Genomic DNA, 18,013 nt, shown 5'->3' on the forward strand with positions numbered 1-18,013 from the left:
ATTTCCGCGAACAAGGGAGGCAGTGTGCCAGGTGGCTGCGAAGGCAGCGCACCACCAGCAGGAGAACGCTTTTCATACCGGCCGGGGCAACAACTCTGCTTGACGTCGGGTGGGCTGGTGATGACGGCAGCCAGCTACCCCAGGCTATCGCTCCCAAACCGACGAGCGCGGCGACTACCCGCCCACCAACTCGATCAGGGTTTGTTTTGCACCCGAGTACCGATGCCCGACGTGGTTTGTGGCGTGGGCGGTGCCGAACGCGCTCACAACAAGATGGCGCACTGAATGTTCGGTGCCCTTAGCTGTGGAGGTTGTCGTGACTGATTGGTCGGGTGGGCGGTTTGGCGGCCCGAACCCGGTGGGTGGGTCGGATGCCGTCGATCCGGCTGCTGATCGCTGGCAATCGCAGGCCTCGCCACCGGGTCCGTGGGAGCACCAGCAACCGCCGGCCGCGGGGCCCTGGCAGCAACATCAGCCACTGCAGAACGGTTGGGGCAGCCCGCCGCCTCCGGTCGGCGTCGGCTGGCACCCACAGCCGGCTGGACCGGCGCCCATCGGGCCGCCGCTGCCGGGGCCACCGCCGGGCTGGTCACCGTCGCCGGGACTGCGCAAGAGCCGTAAGCCGTTATGGGTGACGCTGGCGGCCGGTGGCGCGGTGCTGGTGGTGGTGGCCATTGTCTTGGTCATCACCTTGGCCGGCGGTGGTGGCTCGGGCGGCGGCGGGTCGGCCGGCGACATGGTGAAGGGTTACCTGCAGGCACTGGCCCGCGGAGATGCCGAGACCGCGCTGTCCTACGGCGCCGACCAGCCGGCCACCAAGGAACTTCTCACCAGCGAGATCCTCAAAAAGCAGATCGCGCAATGGCCGATCAGCAACATCAGGATTCTCAGCGATGATTCGACGGGGGCTGGGGCGGCGGTCGGCTTCGCTCAGGTACATGTGGTCGTCAACTTCGGCGACAAGGTTTCCGACACCACCCTTTCGGTGAAAAAGGACCACGGCAGCTGGAAACTCCCGTCGGCGGCGATCAAGGTCAAGCCCGGAATCGCCGGCGACAGGGATGCTGCCGGCAAGACGGTGACATTCTTCGGTAAGCCCGTCGGTGACTCCACGGTATACGTGTTTCCCGGCTGGATCGACGTCGGCACCAGCAACCCGTACATCACGGTGACGGCCAAACCAATTTTGCTGGACCAGGTTTCGCTGATCAGCGAAACCTGGATACAGCCGACCTTCGTGCTCTCGGACAAGGGCCGCGACGCGGCCCGGGACCAGCTCGTCGCCGCGATGGCCAACTGTCAGAAGTCCAACCTGCTGGCCCCACCCGGCTGCCCGATGAGCGTGGATCCCTACGGCTTGGCCGACGGCACCGCTGCGTGGGGGCCCGCGGATATCAGCGCAGTCAAATTCGACAGCTTCGATCCCTATCGGCTGGCGCTGATGTTTTTCGGCGAGGCCAAAGCGCCGATAACGGTCAGGACCACCGGAGGCGCCACCAAGCAAGGCGAGGCAAGCCAGTTCCTTTCGGGCACCGCAGATCTGGCCAAGACACCGCCGGAACTGAAATTTCGATGAACCCCGACACCCTGTTGTCGATGTGTGAAAGGCCGCGATGACCGCCGTACGAGTGCAACCCAACCACCACGACATCGACGCCGCGCAGCGCAGCATCGCCGCGCTGTCACACGCGTTCACCACCAAGGTGGTCGGGCAGGACAATCTGCGTGAGTCGCTGCTGATCGGGTTGCTCGCCGGCGGGCATGTGTTGATCGAAAGCGTTCCGGGACTTGCCAAAACAACGGCAGCCAGGGTGATCGCCGAATCGATCCACGGCCGGTTCCAGCGCATCCAATGTACGCCGGACCTGCTACCCAGCGACATCCTCGGCACCCAGGTATACGAGGCCGAGACCAACTCATTTGCCACCCAACTGGGTCCGGTGCACGCCAACATCGTGCTCCTCGATGAGATCAACCGCTCCAGCGCCAAGACTCAAAGCGCGATGCTCGAGGCGATGGAAGAACGCCAGACCACGATCGCCGGAACGGTGTACCCGATCCCCCAACCGTTCCTGGTGATCGCCACCCAAAATCCGGTAGACCAGGAGGGCACCTACCCGTTGTCGGAAGCTCAGACCGACCGCTTCATGCTCAAAGACATCCTGCGCTATCCGAGCGCCCAGGAAGAGGTGGAGGTCATGGTCCGCCGCGACGCCGGTATCTATGACAAGGACCGGCCGATCGATCCAGTAATCGGTTTGGACGATGTGCGCCGCCTGCAAGCGGTGGTGCGCAATATCCACATGGATCCCGCCTTGATGCACTACGCGAGCCAGCTGGTTGCGGTAACCCGCAACCCATCACAGTTGTTGCCGCCGCAGCTGGCCCGCATGGTCGAGTACGGCGCCTCGCCGCGGGCCACTATCGCATTCTGCGAAAGCGCTCGAGCACTGGCACTGCTGCGCGGCCGTAACCATGTGCGGCCGGAAGACATTCAGCAGCTGGCCCATCGAGTGTTAGGACACCGGCTGATCCTGGGCTTTGAAGCCAGCAGCGCCAAGATCACTCCGCAGGTCGTCGTCGACGCGGTCCTGCAAGCGGTGCGGGTGCCCTAAACACACCATGGGCAAACACCTCAATCGAGCCAAACAGTACTTCGGCACCGACACCCGTGGACTTCTCGAAGGGGGCCGTTACGCGCTGCTGCACACCCGCAGCCTGGAATTCGACGACTTACGCCCCTATGTGGCCGGCGACGACATCCGTGACATCGACTGGAAAGCCTCGGCGCGCTCCGGGTCCGTGCTGATCAAACGCTACGTCTCCGAAAAGCACCACAAGATCCTGCTGATCGCCGATGCCGGACGCAACATGACCGCACTGGCGCCCAGCGGCGAGGTCAAACGCGACGTCGCGCTGCACGTCATGGGTGCGATCGGGTTGATCACGCTGAGCCGTTCCGACGAACTGGGCATGGTGTATGGAGATTCCCGCGGCAGCGCCAATATCCGGGCGCGCCGCGGCGAAACCCACGTCGAAAGTGTGCTGCACCGCTTCTACAGCCACACCTTCAGTCAACCCGCCACGAGTGACATTGTTACCCAATTAACCTACGTGGCAACGGGTTACCGTCGCCGCATGTTGGTCATCGTGATCTCCGACGAACCCGACGCCGATGCCCGGCTGGCCGGCGCGCTGCAACAGCTGTCCGGGCGTCACGACCTGATGTGGGCGATGGTCTCCGACATGCCTGCAGTGGGATCCGTCGAAGGCGAACGCGACGGCTACGACGTGGCCACCGGTGGCTACGTCATCAACGGCGCCACCCTGGGAACCCGGATCGTCGACGCGTACCGTCGCCGCGAAGCTGCACGGATCACCCAACTCGACGAGTTCTTGACCACGCGCGGTGTCCAATTCACTCGTGTCGGCAGTAGCGCCGAGATTCGCGCCAATATCGTCGCATTGACCGAGGCGTTCCAGCATGCCGGGTGACCTGCTGCGCTACCTTGGCGGCCCCACCGGATTCTCCAGCTGGTGGTGGGCGGTGGCCGCGATGTGCATTGCCACCACCCTCGCCTACTACGCCGGGGTATATGTGTGGACATTGCCCGCCGCGCGGCTGCGCCGTATCCCGGTTATCCGTGGGGTGCACGCGTATCTGCTGCGTAGGCGCTTCACCCGAACTGTCGCCATCATCGGCGGCCATTATGGCGCGGGTCGGCTGTCAGACGGGCAGGCCGCCGCGGCCATCAGCCGCACGCTGCGGAGTTTCCTGCACGTGTCCACCGGTGCACGGGTGCAGTACCTGCACATCGACGCCATCGCCGAGAATGCGCAACTCGCTTCGGCCGCACCGGTATTCATCGCGCTCAACGATGCCCAGTTCGCCACCGAACGCGTCGACATGCACGGCGTCATTCGCGCCGCAATGGAGGTGATCCGTACGTGGAGCTGAGATGGTGGGCCGTCTTCATCCTCGGCGCCGTCGCGCTGGCTGCGGTGATCGTCGCGGCACTGCTGGCGCCGATGGCCAAAATCACCAAGGTGCTGCGACCGCTGGCCCACGTCGATCGGCTCACCGGAATGCCCGAATACGCTCGCGTGGCCCGGATCCAATTCTGGTCGATGCTGACCGCCCTGGTGCTGCTGCTGGCGTTATTCGCCACGGCACTGCTGACCACCTCTCGCCCCGTCGGATTCTCCTCGGCCAGCCGCAATTTCGAAGCTGTACATCCCGAAGACATCATGGTCTGCGTTGGCGAGCCGGTCACCGACCCCACCACGGCCGGACTCTTGACCTACTTCGCCCGGCAGATCAAAACGTATGACACCCAACGCATCGGAATGACCTCAACCACGCTTCGGGTCGTGCCGTTGACCCGAGATTACGACTACGCCGCCACCCGATTCAGCCACTACGCCGAGATGGCTGCCCTGCAGCACCAGCTGGAGACCACCAAAGAGCTTCCTGGGCCCGAAGCCGAGGAACTGCGTGCCGGTATCAACGGCTTTTCCCGAAGACTCAGCTATGACGACTATGCGCGCAGCGTGCAAGACGCCTTGGCCCTGTGCATAACCGGGTTTCCCTCCTTCGAGGACAAGAGCACCCGGCGTCGCTCGCTTATTTATCTGGGGTACAGCAGCTTTCGCGCCCCGGAGGAGTCCCGACCGGCACTGTTCACCGACCAGCAGGTCAAGGACTTGGCGACCGGCGCGGGTGTGCAGATCAACGTCATCGCGCGCGCAGACGTGGTCAAGTCACCCGAGCAGTCCAACCAGGCGCTGGCCGCGATCGCCAACGCCACCGGCGGCCGCTACAGCGTCTACAACCCGGCCGGCACGGCCGGTGACACCAGCGCCGGCACCGACCCCACCCTGTCCGCTCTGCTGGACAAGATCCGTGCCAGTCCCCCCAACGTGGTATTGCCCAGCGGTACCATCGTCACCAGCCGATCCTGGGATTACCCCAACGTGCCGCTACTCTGCTCGCTGGCGGTGGCGGGACTGCTGTTCGTGTCGTTGGCGGTGCTACGGCGGTGACATTTGATCCGATCGTTCCGGCCGCCGCGCTGATCGTCATCGCCGTCGTGCTCATCACCATCCGGATGGCGGCCCTGTACCGGGTGCTGGTGCGCACCGGCACCGGCCGCTACCTGCGGGTGGTCCTGCGCTGGGGTGCGCTCACCGCAGCCGGGCTGCTCCTGGTTCTTGCCGCGGCCCGGCCCGGCCTGCCGCACGGCGACCCACACCGGCAAGCCGAGCCAAAACCCGCCAGCGGCTCGTCGGCCAATGCCAACGTGTTCTTTGTCGTCGACCGCTCGGTAGACAGCCGAGTCGAGGATTACGCCGACGCCAAGTCGCGTATGTCGGGCATCCGCGGCGACATCGCCGCGCTGATGGATCAATATCCGCGGGCACGTTTCGCGGTCATCAGCTTTGCCGCCAGGGCCGGCCTGGACTGGCCGTTATCTGACGATGTGTGGAGCCTCAAGCCGTTCGTCAAGGGGCTGTCGACCTACACCGAGGTCCCGCAGGACGCGATGTTTCAGGTCAACGCGGCCGCCGCCAACGACCTGCTGCGCGCCAAGCTCGCCGAAGCTGCCGGGCAATACCGTGATTCCAAGAACCTCGTGTTCTACTTCGGCGAGGGCGCTGGCGGCTCACGAGCCGCCCAGGGGGGCTTCGACATACCCCACGACACGATTGCGGGCGGCGCAGTGCTGGGCTACGGCACCCCCGCCGGTGGCCCGATCCCGCAGGCCTACGTCAACGGCGATCTTGTCTATATGTGGGACAAGCAAACCAACCGGGCCGCAAACTCCGGACTCAACGAAGACGCTCTCAAGGCGATCGCCGGCCAGCTTGGCGTGCCGTATTTTCACCGGGACAACAGCCCCATCACCCCCGTCGTGCCCGCCGTCGACCTGACCGGCACCCGATCAACAGCATCACCGGTGGTCGCGTCGGTCACCGTGGAGCGCACCGAGTTGTATTGGGCGTTCACCGGGCTGGCCTCAATACTGGCGCTCGGCGAAATTTCGTTGACACTGCGCGAATTCCGGCGCAATCGGATACCCCGACGAGCGAGGTCTTGATGCTGCGACGCGACCCCCGGCCCGCCGTGTACCGGGCCTGGCAACGCGCGACCTGGTGGTGGCAGCGCGGACCGCACCGGATCCGACTGCGACGACACCTGGTGGCCTACTCGGCGCCGATCGCGCTGGTGTTGCTGGCGACGGCCGGCAAGATCAGCTCCACCATGCTGACCGGCGACGCTGCGGTGTCGGATTTCGCACATCACGACATCGACGCGCTGCGCGCCGACGTCGCCACCCTGAGCACGTTGAATATCATTGAGCCCGCCCAGGTGTCCTATATCGCCGGTGATCTCGCCGTGCTGGAAGGCCGACTCGAGGACGCCGAAAAGGACTTCACGAACGTGTTGGACCGCACCGGCGGTGCCGACTCCTGCGCGGCCCGGGTGAACCTGGAGCTGGTTCGCGAGACCCAAGGCGACCTGGCGGCTCGCAGTGCTGACATTTCCCGCGCCGAGGAGCGCTATTCTAGTGCGCTGCAACTCATTTCGAGCGCGCCGCCGCGCTGTTTCCAAGACAATACCGACCCCAACCCCGATCGTCGGCGCATCCGCAATGACGCCGCTGCGCGGCTCACCGACAAAATCAAAGCTCTACACCTGCCGCCGAGCCCGCCGCCGCCTGCACCACAAACCGTCAACCCCCAGCCGCCCCCGACTTCACTGACATCCACGTCACTGCCGCCACCGCCGCCACCTGGTGCCACGTCGACGCCGACACCGCCGCCCACGCCGCCCGGCCCTGGCGGCAACGGCCCGGTCTTCGGTCCCGGGGGCGGCGGGCCAAACGGCGGCCCCGACGTCATCAACGACGTCAGCCCGGACCGTATCCCCGTGTCCGGCAATGGCTCTGCGCCATCACATCGGCTGAGTACCGGCGATGGCGGCAACCCGCTCGATCGTCTTCAAAACGCCCTCGGCGACGCCGACGCCACCGGTGCCAGCAGCGAAGACGCCGCCGCTCACGCGTAACCCGCTGCCAAGACCGCCATTGCCAACGGTCACCGGCAAGATCGAAGCTGGCTTAGCCCACCCGCTCACGCCGTGTCACCCGCTGCGCCTTGCTTTGCCGTTCATCGATGAGCCGGCCCAGCTCTTGCAGCAACAGCGGCTTGTTCATGACGACGTGCTCGAGGTGTTCCCGGTCGATCTCGAGGGCGGTCATCTCCTCCACTGCCACCGCGCCGGCAGGGTTGGGTTGCCGGGTCAGGGCGGTCACCCCCAGAAACGCGCCCTGGTTGAGCGTGCCGATCGGGACAACGGAGCCGTCCTCCGCCGTCGCGGTCAGACGAACGCTGCCGGCGACGATGAAGGCCATTCCCGTGGGGACGACGCCCGCATGCTGCACGATCTCATCGGCGCCATAGCGCACCACCCTCGCGTAGGGAACCAGCGACTGCTGCTCGGTCAGACTCAGCCGCAGCTCCGGCCCCACCATCGTGCGCAACGCGTCCTGCACGCGGTCGGACGTCGAAAATTCGTCATCGGCCTCGTCGAGGTGCAGCGCTTCCCGTCGGGCGGCGTACCAGACCCACGGCAGAAATGTCGCCTGTGCGGCGCCGTCGTCGGCGGGTGATCTCAGCCGTACGGTGGTGCGGTACTCGCCGCCACCCAGTGCGACCGTTTCCGGCATGGTTCCCGACTTGAGCTGGGGTAGCCCGGCGGCAACCCGGGTCAGCATCGCACACACTTTGTTGGGTGCGTCGGCGAGGGCGAATTTCGTTGTGATGGTGCATTTGTGCGAGCCACCCGGCCGGGACAGATTCGTGAACGACGTGGTTGCCAGCATCGAGTTCGGGGTGATCCGCAAGCCGGTTCCGGTCTCGATGTGCACCGCGCGCCAGTTCACCTCCACAACGCGCCCCCGTGCGGTGGGCGTGTCCAGCCAATCGTCGATCCGGAACGGCTGCTCGAACAGCATGAACAACCCCGACACGATCTGGCCCACGGAGTTCTGCAGCATCAGGCCGATGACGACCGAGGTCACCCCCAAAGCGGTGAATATGCCCCCGACCCGGACCCCCCAGACGTAGGACAGGATCATCGCCAGGCCGACGCCGATCAGTGCAAACCGGGCCACGTCGAGGAAGATGGTGGGCAGCCGCTTGCGCCAACTGTCTTCCGGCGCTGACTGAAATACCGTGGCGTTGAGCGCCGACAATAGCAATACCAGCACCAGGAAGCCGAACAGTGTGGTGAGGATTCGCACCGCGGCGTCTCCGGCGGGGATCTGGGACGCCTTGACCAGGAGCAGCAGCAGGGCACCCAGCGGCAACAGATAGTTACGCAGCAGGCCGACCTGCCGGGCCAGATGGCTCTTGCGGCGGACCAGAGAGTTGTGCAACTCGGTGAGGATGATCAGCCCGACCGGTAATCCGATGGCGATGGCGACAGCCCAGTAAAACCACGGCGTACTCAGGACATTCATGATCGCTCCGATAATCGGTAGATGGGCTGGTCTACTCCGCCGACGGAGATGGCGCCCGCCGGGGTGAACTGCCGCACATCCCGCATCGCCTCGTACACCGGCGAGGTGACGTAGATTCCGGGTTGCGGTGAGCCACTGTGCGTTTGGTAAGCCAGGCTCACCGCGGCACCCCACATGTCATAGACGACGCTGGATCGGCCGACCAGCCCGCTGATGACGTTGCCGGTGTTGATGCCGGCCCGCAGGCGCAGTTCGTGACCCGTTTGCCGGTTGAACCGGTCGATGATGCGCCGCATTTCCAGCGCGAAGTCGATGGTCCGTGCGACATTGTCCAGCCGCGGCGTCGTCACCCCGCAACTGGCCAGGTAGCCGTTGTGTAATGTACGAATCCGTTCGACCCCAAGGGATTCCGCCGCTGAGTCGAACTGCCGGAACAAGTCGTCGACGATTCCGACCAGCTCGTTGCCCGAAAGGTCCCTGGAAATATCGTCGAGCCCCAGGATGTCGGCAAAGATCACCGTGACGTCTTGGTGCTCCTGGGCAATGGTCTTCTCCCCCTCGCGGTAACGCTGCACCACCGGCTCGGGCATCATCGACAGCAGCAGCCGGTCGTTTTCCCGACGCTGGTCGTTGAGCAGACCCTCCTTGATTTCCAGGTTTCGGCTCATCTCGTTGAAAGCCGCTGTGAGATCACCGATTTCGTCACGCGTGGTTACCGGAATGGTGACGTCGTAGTCGCCGGCGCTGATCTTCTGGGTACCAGCCTCCAGCCGCCGGACCGGCCGCACCATCGCCTGGGCGATCAGCATCGAAGCGACACAAATGCCGAGAATGATGGCCACGGTGACCAACACGAGGGCCTTGGTGAACGCGGCCACCGCCGCGAATGCCTCGGAGTTGTCGCGTGTCGCCAGAATCGACCAATGCAGGTCGGAATTGGGCACATCCAGCGGCGCGTAGGCCTCCAACTCCTTGTTGTCGGTGTAGTCGGTGGCGGTGATGGTTCCGGTTTGACCTCGCTGGGCGGCGCGCAAACCCGCGCTTGCGACGGGCTGTAGCAGCGTCGTGCCACCGAGTTGGATCGCGCGGTTCACCACGTCGAGCGGGGTGCCCGCGGCCACCGATTGTCGCCGGTATTCGTCGGGGTCCTCGACGAAGAGCCGCGAATCCGAACGCATGAGACTGTCCGGGCCCGCGAGATAGGTCTCCGTGCCCCGGCCCATGCCCGCGGCCTGCCACTGCTGGTTGGCGGTCATGATCCGGTTGATCTTGGCGATCGGCAGCGGCAGCGCGATCACACCTTGGGTTCTCCCGTCGGCCTCAACCGGCGCCACCAGCCATGCCGTCGGCACGTCCAGTTGCGGCTGATACGGCTTGAAGTCGGTGATCCAGGTGAAGTCAACGGCGTTGGCGCCCAGCGCTTTAAGATAGGCGTCGCGCAGGTTGGATTCCCGGTACGGCCCGGTCAGGATGTTGGTGCCCAGGTCGGGATCCTTGCTCAGGCTGTAGATGATATTGCCCCGGGTGTCCAGCAACACCGCATCGTCGTAATCGAACCGGGTGACGATTTCGCGGAAGTAGCCGTTGAATCGCGCGTTGGCGGCCGACCATGCGCTGCCGTCACCGGCGTCGTCGAATCGCATCGAATCCTGATCCGACGTGAACGGCGCGGTGTAGTAGGCCTGCAGATACTTCTGGGCCGGCGACGTCGGCAGCAACGCGGTGATATCGAGCTTTTCGCCCGTCGTTCGTTCCACCGGTTTGATGAGCTGGTCGGTGTAGTAGTTGACAATCGCCTGCTGCTGAGCCGGGTTGATGGTCGCGTCGGCCAATTGGTCAAACCCGGCGGTGAACTGCGTGACCGCCTGCACCACCGTCAATCCCCGCGCATAGATGACCAACGAATTCGTCAGATCGGCAAACAGCGTCTCGATCGCCCGCTTCTGCGATTCGCGCAATTCGGTCAACCGTTCGTATGCGGCTTCCCGTAGTGAGGCACGGCCGGTTTGGTAACCGACGATAACGACCGCGGCCACCGAAACGATGCTCGACAGCAGCAGCAGCACCATGAGCTTGGACTGGATGCTCACCCGGAACCGCGGCCGGCGGCGGCTCTCTTTCCTCAAGCTCTTGGCAATGATGCTGGTCTGAACCGGGGCGGCGGGTGCCTCCGGCACGGAATCTGTTGCCTCGCCCGATATCACCGGCTTCCTTCCTACTTCCTCGGTACAGAGCACCGAACCACCTCGCAGACTAGCGCCGTCACGCGCTGGTAAACGATGTTTGCCAACAATGTGATGACCAGGGCCGAGCGTTGTTAACGTCGGCACAATGACGGCGCGGCGGGTCTGTGTGGTGGGCAGCCTGAACATGGATCTGACGTTCGCCGTCACCACGCTGCCGCGCCCGGGCGAGACGGTGCTGGCATCGACGGTGAACCGTGCGCCCGGAGGCAAGGGAGGCAATCAGGCGGTGGCCGCCGCACGCGCGGGCGCGCACGTCCAGTTCATCGGCGCCGTGGGCGACGACGCGGCCGCCGAGCAGCTGCGGGCCCACCTGTTGGCCAACGGTGTCGGCATTGACGGAATGGTCCGGGTGCCCGGCCCGAGCGGGACGGCGATCATCGTGGTCGACACCGGCGCCGAGAACACCATCGTGGTCGCTCCCGGCGCGAATGGGCAGTTGACGCTGCCGCCCGCGGCGGTCGGCGACTGCGACGTGTTGCTGACCCAGTTGGAGATTCCGCCGGACGCGGCGGTGGCCGCGGCCCGGCAGGCCCGGTCGGCCGGCGCGGTCGTCATGGTCAATGCCTCCCCGGCCGGCCGACTACACGGCGCGGGGCCCGAACTGGCGGCGGTGGCCGACGTCGTGATCGCCAACGAGTCCGAAGCCCAGCAATGGCGTTGGTCGCCGGCCCACCTGGTGGTCACCCGCGGCGCGCGCGGTGCCCGCTACGTCGGTGTCGACGGCGAACTGGACGTGGCCGCCCCCGCAGTGACCGCGGTGGACACCACCGGAGCCGGTGACGTATTCGCCGGGGTGCTGGCTGCCCATTGGCCACCGGACCCTGCTTCGCCCGCTCAACGACTGCGCGCTTTGCAACGGGCCTGCGCGGCAGGGGCACTGGCGACCACGGTGGCGGGCGCCGGAGATTGTGCGCCGCCCGCCGAAGCGATCGAGGCGGCACTCACGTAGGTTCGCGGCGCACGTCGTGGGCGATCGCCAGACCGTCGGCCGCCTCGAGCTCATCGGAGGACTGCGTCAGCAGCAACCGGCTGCGGGTCGGCGACAACAGCACCGACTGGTAGTGGTGCGGCGTGCGCGCCGCGAAGATGAGCCGATTGATCCGCAGCAGCGCGGCGCCGATCGCGGTCTCGAGCAGCTGCGCATTGCGGGGACCGGCGATCTCGGCGGTGATCTCGTGCTGCACCCGGTCCACGACCGCCCCGGTTCGTTTCACCAGTTCGTATAGCGGGGCCTCGCGCAGCGCGGATTCGGTCAGCGTGCCGGCCAATTCGGCCGGCAACCAGACGTCGCTGACGATCAACGGCTCGCCGGTGCGGCGTTGCCGCCGCAACCGCACCACGTGCAGTAGCTCGCCGGTCGTCTGCAGCGCTCGGGCCACCGCCCGCGGCGGTCGCCGCACGCCGAGTTCGATTATCTCGGCTCCGGTTTCGAACTGGGTCTGGCGCAACCCCTCCAGATACGAGCGGACGGGTGCTGACTGGTCAACTGGAACCTCTTCGGGCACAAAGGAACCCACACCGTGCCTGCGCTGGATATAGCCCTGCTCGGCCAGGTCGGCCAGGGCGCGCCGCACGGTGATCCGCGAAACCCCGAATTGCTCGCACAACGCCTGTTCGGTGGGTAGCGCATCCCCGGGGGCGAGCACGCCGCGCTCGATCTCATCGTGCAGCACCAGGTAGAGCTGCCGGTGCAGCGGCACGCCGGCGCTGGCCGACACGGGTGCGGTTTTGCCGCCGGCTTGATGCACGGTGCCCATGCTTTCACATCTCTGCGGTTGCCACCCCCCATCGGGTTGTTATATGTATATAACAACTTCGTCACAGAGAGGACCGACATCCATGCCAACCACACCGGCCCGCCGCCGACTGCGAGCCCTGCTTGACACTCGTGAAATCGTGGTCGCCCCAGGTGTTTTCGACGGGATCTCGGCGCACCTGACCAAGCGCACCGGTCACGTCGCGGCGTATCTGACCGGCTCCGGTGTGGCGGCCTCCGGTTTCGGCCTACCCGACATCGGCCTGGTCACCGCATCGGAGATGGCCGAGCGGGCGCGGATGGTCGTCGGCGCACTGGGCGACGTGCCGCTCATCGCCGACGCGGACACCGGCTACGGCGCCCCCAAGAACGTGGTGCGTACCGTCCGCTCCTACGACAACGCCGGGGTGGCCGCCATCCAGTTGGAAGACCAGGCATTTCCCAAGCGATGCGGCCATCTGCCGGACAAACGGGTGGTGGACGCCGCGGTGTTCGAGCAGACTCTGGCGGCGGCGCTCGACACCCGCTCCGACGACGGGCTGTTGATCGTGGCGCGCACCGACGCCAGGGCCCCGCTGGGCCTGGATGCCGCCATCGAACGCGCCAACCGCTACGCCGCCGCGGGCGCCGACATCGTCTTCGTCGAGGCTCCGCAGAGTATCGGTGAAATCGAGCGCATCGCAGCCGAAGTCGAGGCCCCGCTATTGATTAATCTGGTGATCGGCGGCCTGACTCCGCAGCTGCCGGTGACGCGACTGCAGGAACTGGGTTACGCGGTGGCGATCCATCCGGGTCAGCTGGTGCGACGCGCGACGGCGGCCATGCTGGCGGCGCTGTGTGAACTCAACGGGACCGACTCCGCGGCCCACCGGGCCGGGACCCCCGCCGACTTCTTCGACCTGGTCGGTCTGAAGGAGTGGTCGGACATCGAAGCCAGGTACACGCCGACGGAGGCCTGCGCATGGGCATGACCATCATCGAGAAGATCTTCGCCCGCAAGACCGGTCAAAGCACGGTGTCACCTGGCGACATCGTCGTCGTCGATGTCGACACGACCGTGTTGATCGATCTTCAGTTCGCCAGGGAATGGGTGCAGCCCAACCGAATTCATGATCCCGAGAGATTAGCGGTGGTGATGGATCATGCCGTGCCGGCGCCGACCGTCCGGGACGCCGCCGGCGGTCAGCGTGCCCGTAAATTCGTCGCCGACTTCGGGATCCGGCGCTTCTACGACGTTGGCCGGCATGGCATCAGCCATCAGGTCATCGCCGAGAACGGACTGGCCCGGCCGGGAGAAGTACTGGCGTGTAGTGACTCCCATACCTGCGCGGCCGGCGCCTACAACACCGCGGCCCGTGGACTGGGAGCCGCCGAGGTGTACTCCATCATGTGCACCGGCCAAACCTGGTACCACGTCGCACCGACCATCCGCTACGAGTTCTACGGCGTCAAACCGGACACCGTCAGCGGCAAAGACATCTTCCTGCACATCGCCAACCGCTACGGTGACGCCGCCAACCGCAATCTCGAGTACGGCGGCGGCGGTCTGGCCAGCATCCCGATATCCGATCGGCGCACCATCGCCACCCAGGGAGCCGAGTTATCGGCGGATTTCAGCATTTTCGAGGCCGACGACGTGCTGACTGGTCACCTGCAAGACGCTGGTGTCAGCGGATACCGCGTGGCGACACCTGATTGCGATGCCGATTACCATGACGTCCGCCCCGTCGACCTGGCGACCCTCGAACCCTACGTGGCTCTTCCGGGCACCGTCAGTCGCAACGGTCTGCCCGTTTCGCAGGTGGGCACCCAGCGTGTCGACCAGGCATTCATCGGATCCTGCGCCAACGGCCAACTCGAGGACCTCGAAATCACCGCGCGGGTGCTGCACGGCCGCAGCATCGCGCCGGGGGTGCGACTGCTGGTCACGCCCGCATCCCAAGCGGTGTACCGGGAGGCCATGCGGCTGGGCTACTTACAGGACATCGCCGACGCCGGCGCCGTCGTCACCAACTCCACCTGCGGCGCCTGCTTCGGCTACCACATGGGACTGGTCGGCCCCGGCGAAGTGTGCATCACCTCGAGCACCCGAAACTTCACCGGTCGGATGGGCAGCACCGAGGCGCGCATCTTCATGGCCGCACCGGCGACCGTCGCCGCCTCCGCGGTCACCGGTTACATCACCGACCCGAGGAGTTTGGTTGCATGACGCTCACTTTCAGCGGCAGGGTGTGGGTCTTCGGTGACAACCTGAACACCGACGCCATGTACCCGGCCTATGCCATGAAAATGGATCCGTCCGAGGCGGCCAGGCATGTTTTCCACCAGCTACGCCCCGGCTGGACCGACGAGGTGTCGCCCGGCGATATCCTAGTGGCCGGCAAGAACTTCGGCGTCGGATCATCGCGGCCGGTTGCGGCCCTGTTCGTCGAGCTCGGTATCGCCGGGCTGGTCGCCGAGGAATTCAACTCCCTGTTCTTCCGCAATGCGGTCAACGCCGGACTGCCCGCAATGACGATGCCCCAGGCCACCAGCGTCTTTGACGAAGGCGACCACGCAACGTTCGATCTCGCCGAGGGCAGTTGGCGCAACGACACCACCGGAGTGCGCGGAACGGTGCCCGCCCTGCCCGACTTGATCCTCGAGATCATCGACGGCGGCGGTGTCCTACCGCGGCTGGCGGCACAGGGTTATCTGCCGCCTCACCAAAAGGATTGACCCGTCAAACGCGTTGGTCGTCGCGGTCGCTGAGGAATCGTTCGGGGTGGTGGTAAGCGTTGGTGCGGGGCTGTCCGCGATCGAGGTGCGCCGGCGGTATCCATTCGGTATCGCCTCGGGTGTTCTTGCGGGTGCGCCAGCCTTTTTCGGCGAGTCGGTTGTCGACTCCGCGGGCCAGGGTGAGGTCGTCGATGTCGGTGCGCCCGGTGGTGGCCCTCTGCGCCGATCAGGCCGTCTCGTTGGGCGGCCGGCCGCGGTGGCGGACAACTGCGGCGCCAACCGCTCACCGGTCAGCGCCCGCCGCGGCCCCAGATCAGCCGCTTCATCGATGCGCCGCCCGGCCTCGACCTTGGTGATGCGCAACCTGTCGGCCAGCGCCGAACGCAGCGTGCCGCCCAGCTCGGTCTCGCCGGCCTGCGCGCCGAGCTGATTGATCAGCGCATGCTGCGGGGTTCGCAGCCGCCGCGCCGCGCGCTCCAAACGCTCCAGCGCACGCGATCGCTCGGGGGTGGTGAGCACCGCAAAAGACAACTCACACAACCGGTCCAGCTCCGCATCGAGCGCATCGAAGACCTCGACGATGTCGTCACGACCGCTCGCACCATGCCTGAAATCTTACGAACACCCACCGACATGAATTGCCGTCATGTGACCATAGAAACCACAGTGACACAAGGGATTAGATCAAATCAACGATGTTCTGGTATCTGGAAGATTCATGGTTATCGAGAAAGGCCTGAGACATTGAAAGTCCTGCCGGCGCAGGCACTCACTAGTCCGAAGTTGCGACCGTCTGGATAGGTGATTTGGGCTTTGACGTGGGGTTTTGATGGTTTTGGGTGTTTTGGGTCTGACTACGCTGCGATGGCGAGGGGGATGGTGGCCTTGATGAGGTCGAAGGCGCGGCGTTGGTCGTGGGTGGGTTCGGTGAGAGTCTCGATTTCGATGTTGGTGTCCTGGTAGCGGATTCGGTTGCGGGTCAAGGTGGCCAGGTGATCGAGCAGAGCGCGGAAGCTGCGCAGTGGGGTGGCGTCGGTGGTTTGGTGGCGAGATGCTTTGGTGTGCGCGTGTGGTGAGCGTTGTGCGGGTGCGACGGGGTTGTCGCGGGTTGGTGGGTGTTCGTCGGTGTAGGTCAGCGGCGCCCAGGCTTTGCGTAAGTGCCAGGTCACATAGCAGGCCAGCAGGCAGATCAGTACGTGGGCTTTGACGCGCTCAGACAGCCGGTGGTGGATGGGGCGTAGGTCGAGGTCGTCGGTTTTGATGCTGCGGAAGTCGCGTTCGACATGGGCCAGGTTTTTATACCCGGTGACCACGGCAGGGGCGTTGAGGTCGGTGGCGGGCACCGAGGTGCGCAGGACGTAGATGCCGTCGAGGGCGGCTTCGGCGGTGATGGCTGCGTGGTCGCGTTCATAGGCGAAGCTGGTGTCGGTGATGGTGCGGTGAAAGTGCTTGCTTACCTTGTATTTGTTGACGATCTGCCCGACAGCTTCGCCGATCTTGCCGGCCCCGGCCAGGCTGCCGCGCTCGACCCGTTCGGCGATGCGCGCGAGGGCGGTCTCGGTGGCGGCCAGCAGTTCATTGCGTTTGCGGGCCCGTTCGGCGGCCAGGGCGGGGTTGCGGCAGGCGATCAGCCGTTCGTGTGGGTAGTCGGGGTGGGTGATCTCGGCCAGGTCGTGGGTATCGAACAGGCTCATCTGCAGCGGCCCGTCGTCGGCGGCCAGTTTGGCAATCGCTGGCGCGCGCAGCGCGGTGATCCACCCGAAATCGGTTCCGGTGTCGTTGAGTTCTTTGATCGCGGCGATGCGAGCGGCGGTGATCATGCCGCGGTCGCCGACTAGCACCAGCCGGTCCAGCCCGAAGCCGGTGCGGATGACCTCGACGATGTCGGTGAAGGCGACCGGATCGGCGGTATCACCGGCAAAGACCCGCACCGCCACCGGCCGGCCGGCGGGGTCGGTGAGTACCCCGTATTCGATTTGCGGTAAGCCCTTTTTGCGGTCGCGGGAATAGCCGCGCTTGGCCAGCTCGCAATGGCGGCCCGTCACCCACGATGAGGTCAGGTCAAACAACGCCATCCGTGACGGATTGGCTTGTGGACCAAGGTGTTTAGCGGCGAGCCTGTTTTCGATGCCGTCTTGGCGGTCGCTGAGCCAGTCCATCGCCGCATAGATCTCGTCGGTGGATGCGTCGGCGATCTGCAGGTCTGCGCCCAGGGTGCAATCGGCCCAGCGCGACAGCGTCGAGAGCTTGGATGCCGGATTGATCACCCGCGAGACGATCAGCCCGTAGATCAGATCGCGGGACCGACACGGCGACCCCAGCAGGGCGGGCAGTCCCAGATGGCGGGCCATCGCCGCGACCGCGGCTACATGCCCATGCGGCAACGCGCGTAGCACCGTCAACTCCTGACCAGCGGGCACCAGGCTGTGTCCCTTCAGCGTCGCCTCCAGCGCGGCGATCGCCGCCTCGGGCAACATCGACAAGTTGGCCACGGTCTCGTTGCGCACCTTGGGCCCGTCGCGGAAGGTGCGGCGCAACAGCACCGACTGATAGACGCGCTGTTTGCCCTGCTTATCCACATGCGTCTTTTTAACTCTGACTACGTGAGCTTTGCCCTGGTTGCGCGGCATACAAAGCATCATAGACTGATTGCGCCGATCAGACACGAATGACACACACATATTCGTGACTACACATCAGGACGAGACAGCAGCCCATATCGCCAGCTCAGAACACTAATCCCCAGTCAGAACCCGTCGTAACTTCGG

The 18,013-nt window shown here is 65.3% G+C and carries 15 protein-coding genes and 1 pseudogene; 11 read left to right on the forward strand and 5 right to left on the reverse strand.

The window, feature by feature from the left end; genetic code table 11:
- The first annotated feature begins 316 nt into the window (after positions 1-316).
- From B4U45_RS05340 to B4U45_RS05370, 7 genes are read left to right on the forward strand one after another with little or no spacing between them, the layout of a single operon-like run.
- Positions 317-1,576: a hypothetical protein gene (locus tag B4U45_RS05340; RefSeq protein ID WP_219859345.1), complete on the forward strand. Its 1,260-nt coding sequence runs from the start codon at positions 317-319 to the stop codon at positions 1,574-1,576.
- Between the two features lie 37 nt (positions 1,577-1,613).
- Positions 1,614-2,615: an AAA family ATPase gene (locus tag B4U45_RS05345; protein WP_075548348.1), complete on the forward strand. Its 1,002-nt coding sequence runs from the start codon at positions 1,614-1,616 to the stop codon at positions 2,613-2,615.
- Positions 2,616-2,622: 7 nt separating this feature from the next.
- Entirely contained in the window at positions 2,623-3,495 is an 873-nt protein-coding gene (locus B4U45_RS05350) for a DUF58 domain-containing protein (RefSeq protein ID WP_083153216.1), read from the forward strand.
- Complete coding sequence (locus B4U45_RS05355) at positions 3,485-3,958, forward strand: hypothetical protein (protein ID WP_083153214.1); 474 nt, start codon at positions 3,485-3,487, stop codon at positions 3,956-3,958. Before B4U45_RS05350 ends, B4U45_RS05355 begins: the two co-directional genes overlap by 11 nt.
- Complete coding sequence (locus tag B4U45_RS05360) at positions 3,949-5,043, forward strand: hypothetical protein (protein WP_122511608.1); 1,095 nt, start codon at positions 3,949-3,951, stop codon at positions 5,041-5,043. The genes B4U45_RS05355 and B4U45_RS05360 overlap by 10 nt, the downstream gene beginning before the upstream one ends.
- The gene (locus B4U45_RS05365) at positions 5,040-6,098 is read left to right on the forward strand and encodes a vWA domain-containing protein (RefSeq protein ID WP_083153210.1); all 1,059 of its coding nucleotides are present in this window, start codon (positions 5,040-5,042) and stop codon (positions 6,096-6,098) included. The genes B4U45_RS05360 and B4U45_RS05365 overlap by 4 nt, the downstream gene beginning before the upstream one ends.
- Positions 6,098-7,069, forward strand: a complete 972-nt coding sequence (locus B4U45_RS05370; protein WP_219859346.1) for a hypothetical protein — start codon at positions 6,098-6,100, stop codon at positions 7,067-7,069. The genes B4U45_RS05365 and B4U45_RS05370 overlap by 1 nt, the downstream gene beginning before the upstream one ends.
- A 52-nt stretch (positions 7,070-7,121) precedes the next feature.
- Here B4U45_RS05370 and B4U45_RS05375 read toward each other — a convergent pair whose 3' ends face one another.
- Both B4U45_RS05375 and B4U45_RS05380 read right to left on the reverse strand, forming a co-directional pair.
- A complete protein-coding gene (locus tag B4U45_RS05375) occupies positions 7,122-8,525 on the reverse strand; it encodes a mechanosensitive ion channel family protein (protein WP_075548354.1) in 1,404 nt (467 codons plus the stop codon).
- Positions 8,522-10,729, reverse strand: a complete 2,208-nt coding sequence (locus tag B4U45_RS05380) for an adenylate/guanylate cyclase domain-containing protein (protein WP_122511614.1) — start codon at positions 10,727-10,729, stop codon at positions 8,522-8,524. The genes B4U45_RS05375 and B4U45_RS05380 overlap by 4 nt, the downstream gene beginning before the upstream one ends.
- Before the next feature lie 127 nt (positions 10,730-10,856).
- Here B4U45_RS05380 and B4U45_RS05385 point away from each other — a divergent pair, with 127 nt between their 5' ends.
- A complete protein-coding gene (locus B4U45_RS05385) occupies positions 10,857-11,720 on the forward strand; it encodes a ribokinase (RefSeq protein WP_089024970.1) in 864 nt (287 codons plus the stop codon).
- Here B4U45_RS05385 and B4U45_RS05390 read toward each other — a convergent pair.
- On the reverse strand, positions 11,713-12,528 hold the full coding sequence (locus B4U45_RS05390; protein ID WP_075548356.1) for a GntR family transcriptional regulator: 816 nt from the start codon (positions 12,526-12,528) through the stop codon (positions 11,713-11,715). The genes B4U45_RS05385 and B4U45_RS05390 overlap by 8 nt on opposite strands.
- An 82-nt stretch (positions 12,529-12,610) precedes the next feature.
- Here B4U45_RS05390 and B4U45_RS05395 point away from each other — a divergent pair, with 82 nt between their 5' ends.
- From B4U45_RS05395 to B4U45_RS05405, 3 genes are read left to right on the forward strand one after another with little or no spacing between them, the layout of a single operon-like run.
- Complete coding sequence (locus B4U45_RS05395) at positions 12,611-13,498, forward strand: isocitrate lyase/PEP mutase family protein (protein ID WP_075548357.1); 888 nt, start codon at positions 12,611-12,613, stop codon at positions 13,496-13,498.
- Complete coding sequence (locus B4U45_RS05400; protein WP_099225031.1) at positions 13,489-14,736, forward strand: aconitase/3-isopropylmalate dehydratase large subunit family protein; 1,248 nt, start codon at positions 13,489-13,491, stop codon at positions 14,734-14,736. Before B4U45_RS05395 ends, B4U45_RS05400 begins: the two co-directional genes overlap by 10 nt.
- On the forward strand, positions 14,733-15,245 hold the full coding sequence (locus B4U45_RS05405) for a LeuD/DmdB family oxidoreductase small subunit (protein ID WP_075548359.1): 513 nt from the start codon (positions 14,733-14,735) through the stop codon (positions 15,243-15,245). Before B4U45_RS05400 ends, B4U45_RS05405 begins: the two co-directional genes overlap by 4 nt.
- Positions 15,246-15,439: 194 nt before the next feature.
- Here the strand turns inward: B4U45_RS05405 and B4U45_RS05410 are convergent.
- Positions 15,440-15,827, reverse strand: a pseudogene (locus tag B4U45_RS05410) (DUF222 domain-containing protein); the annotation flags it as partial.
- Between the two features lie 272 nt (positions 15,828-16,099).
- Positions 16,100-17,875, reverse strand: a complete 1,776-nt coding sequence (locus tag B4U45_RS05415) for an IS1634 family transposase (RefSeq protein ID WP_240316428.1) — start codon at positions 17,873-17,875, stop codon at positions 16,100-16,102.
- Between the last annotated feature and the right edge of the window lie 138 nt (positions 17,876-18,013).

Origin of the sequence: Mycobacterium persicum, assembly GCF_002086915.1 — a bacterium.
Classification (GTDB): domain Bacteria; phylum Actinomycetota; class Actinomycetes; order Mycobacteriales; family Mycobacteriaceae; genus Mycobacterium; species Mycobacterium persicum.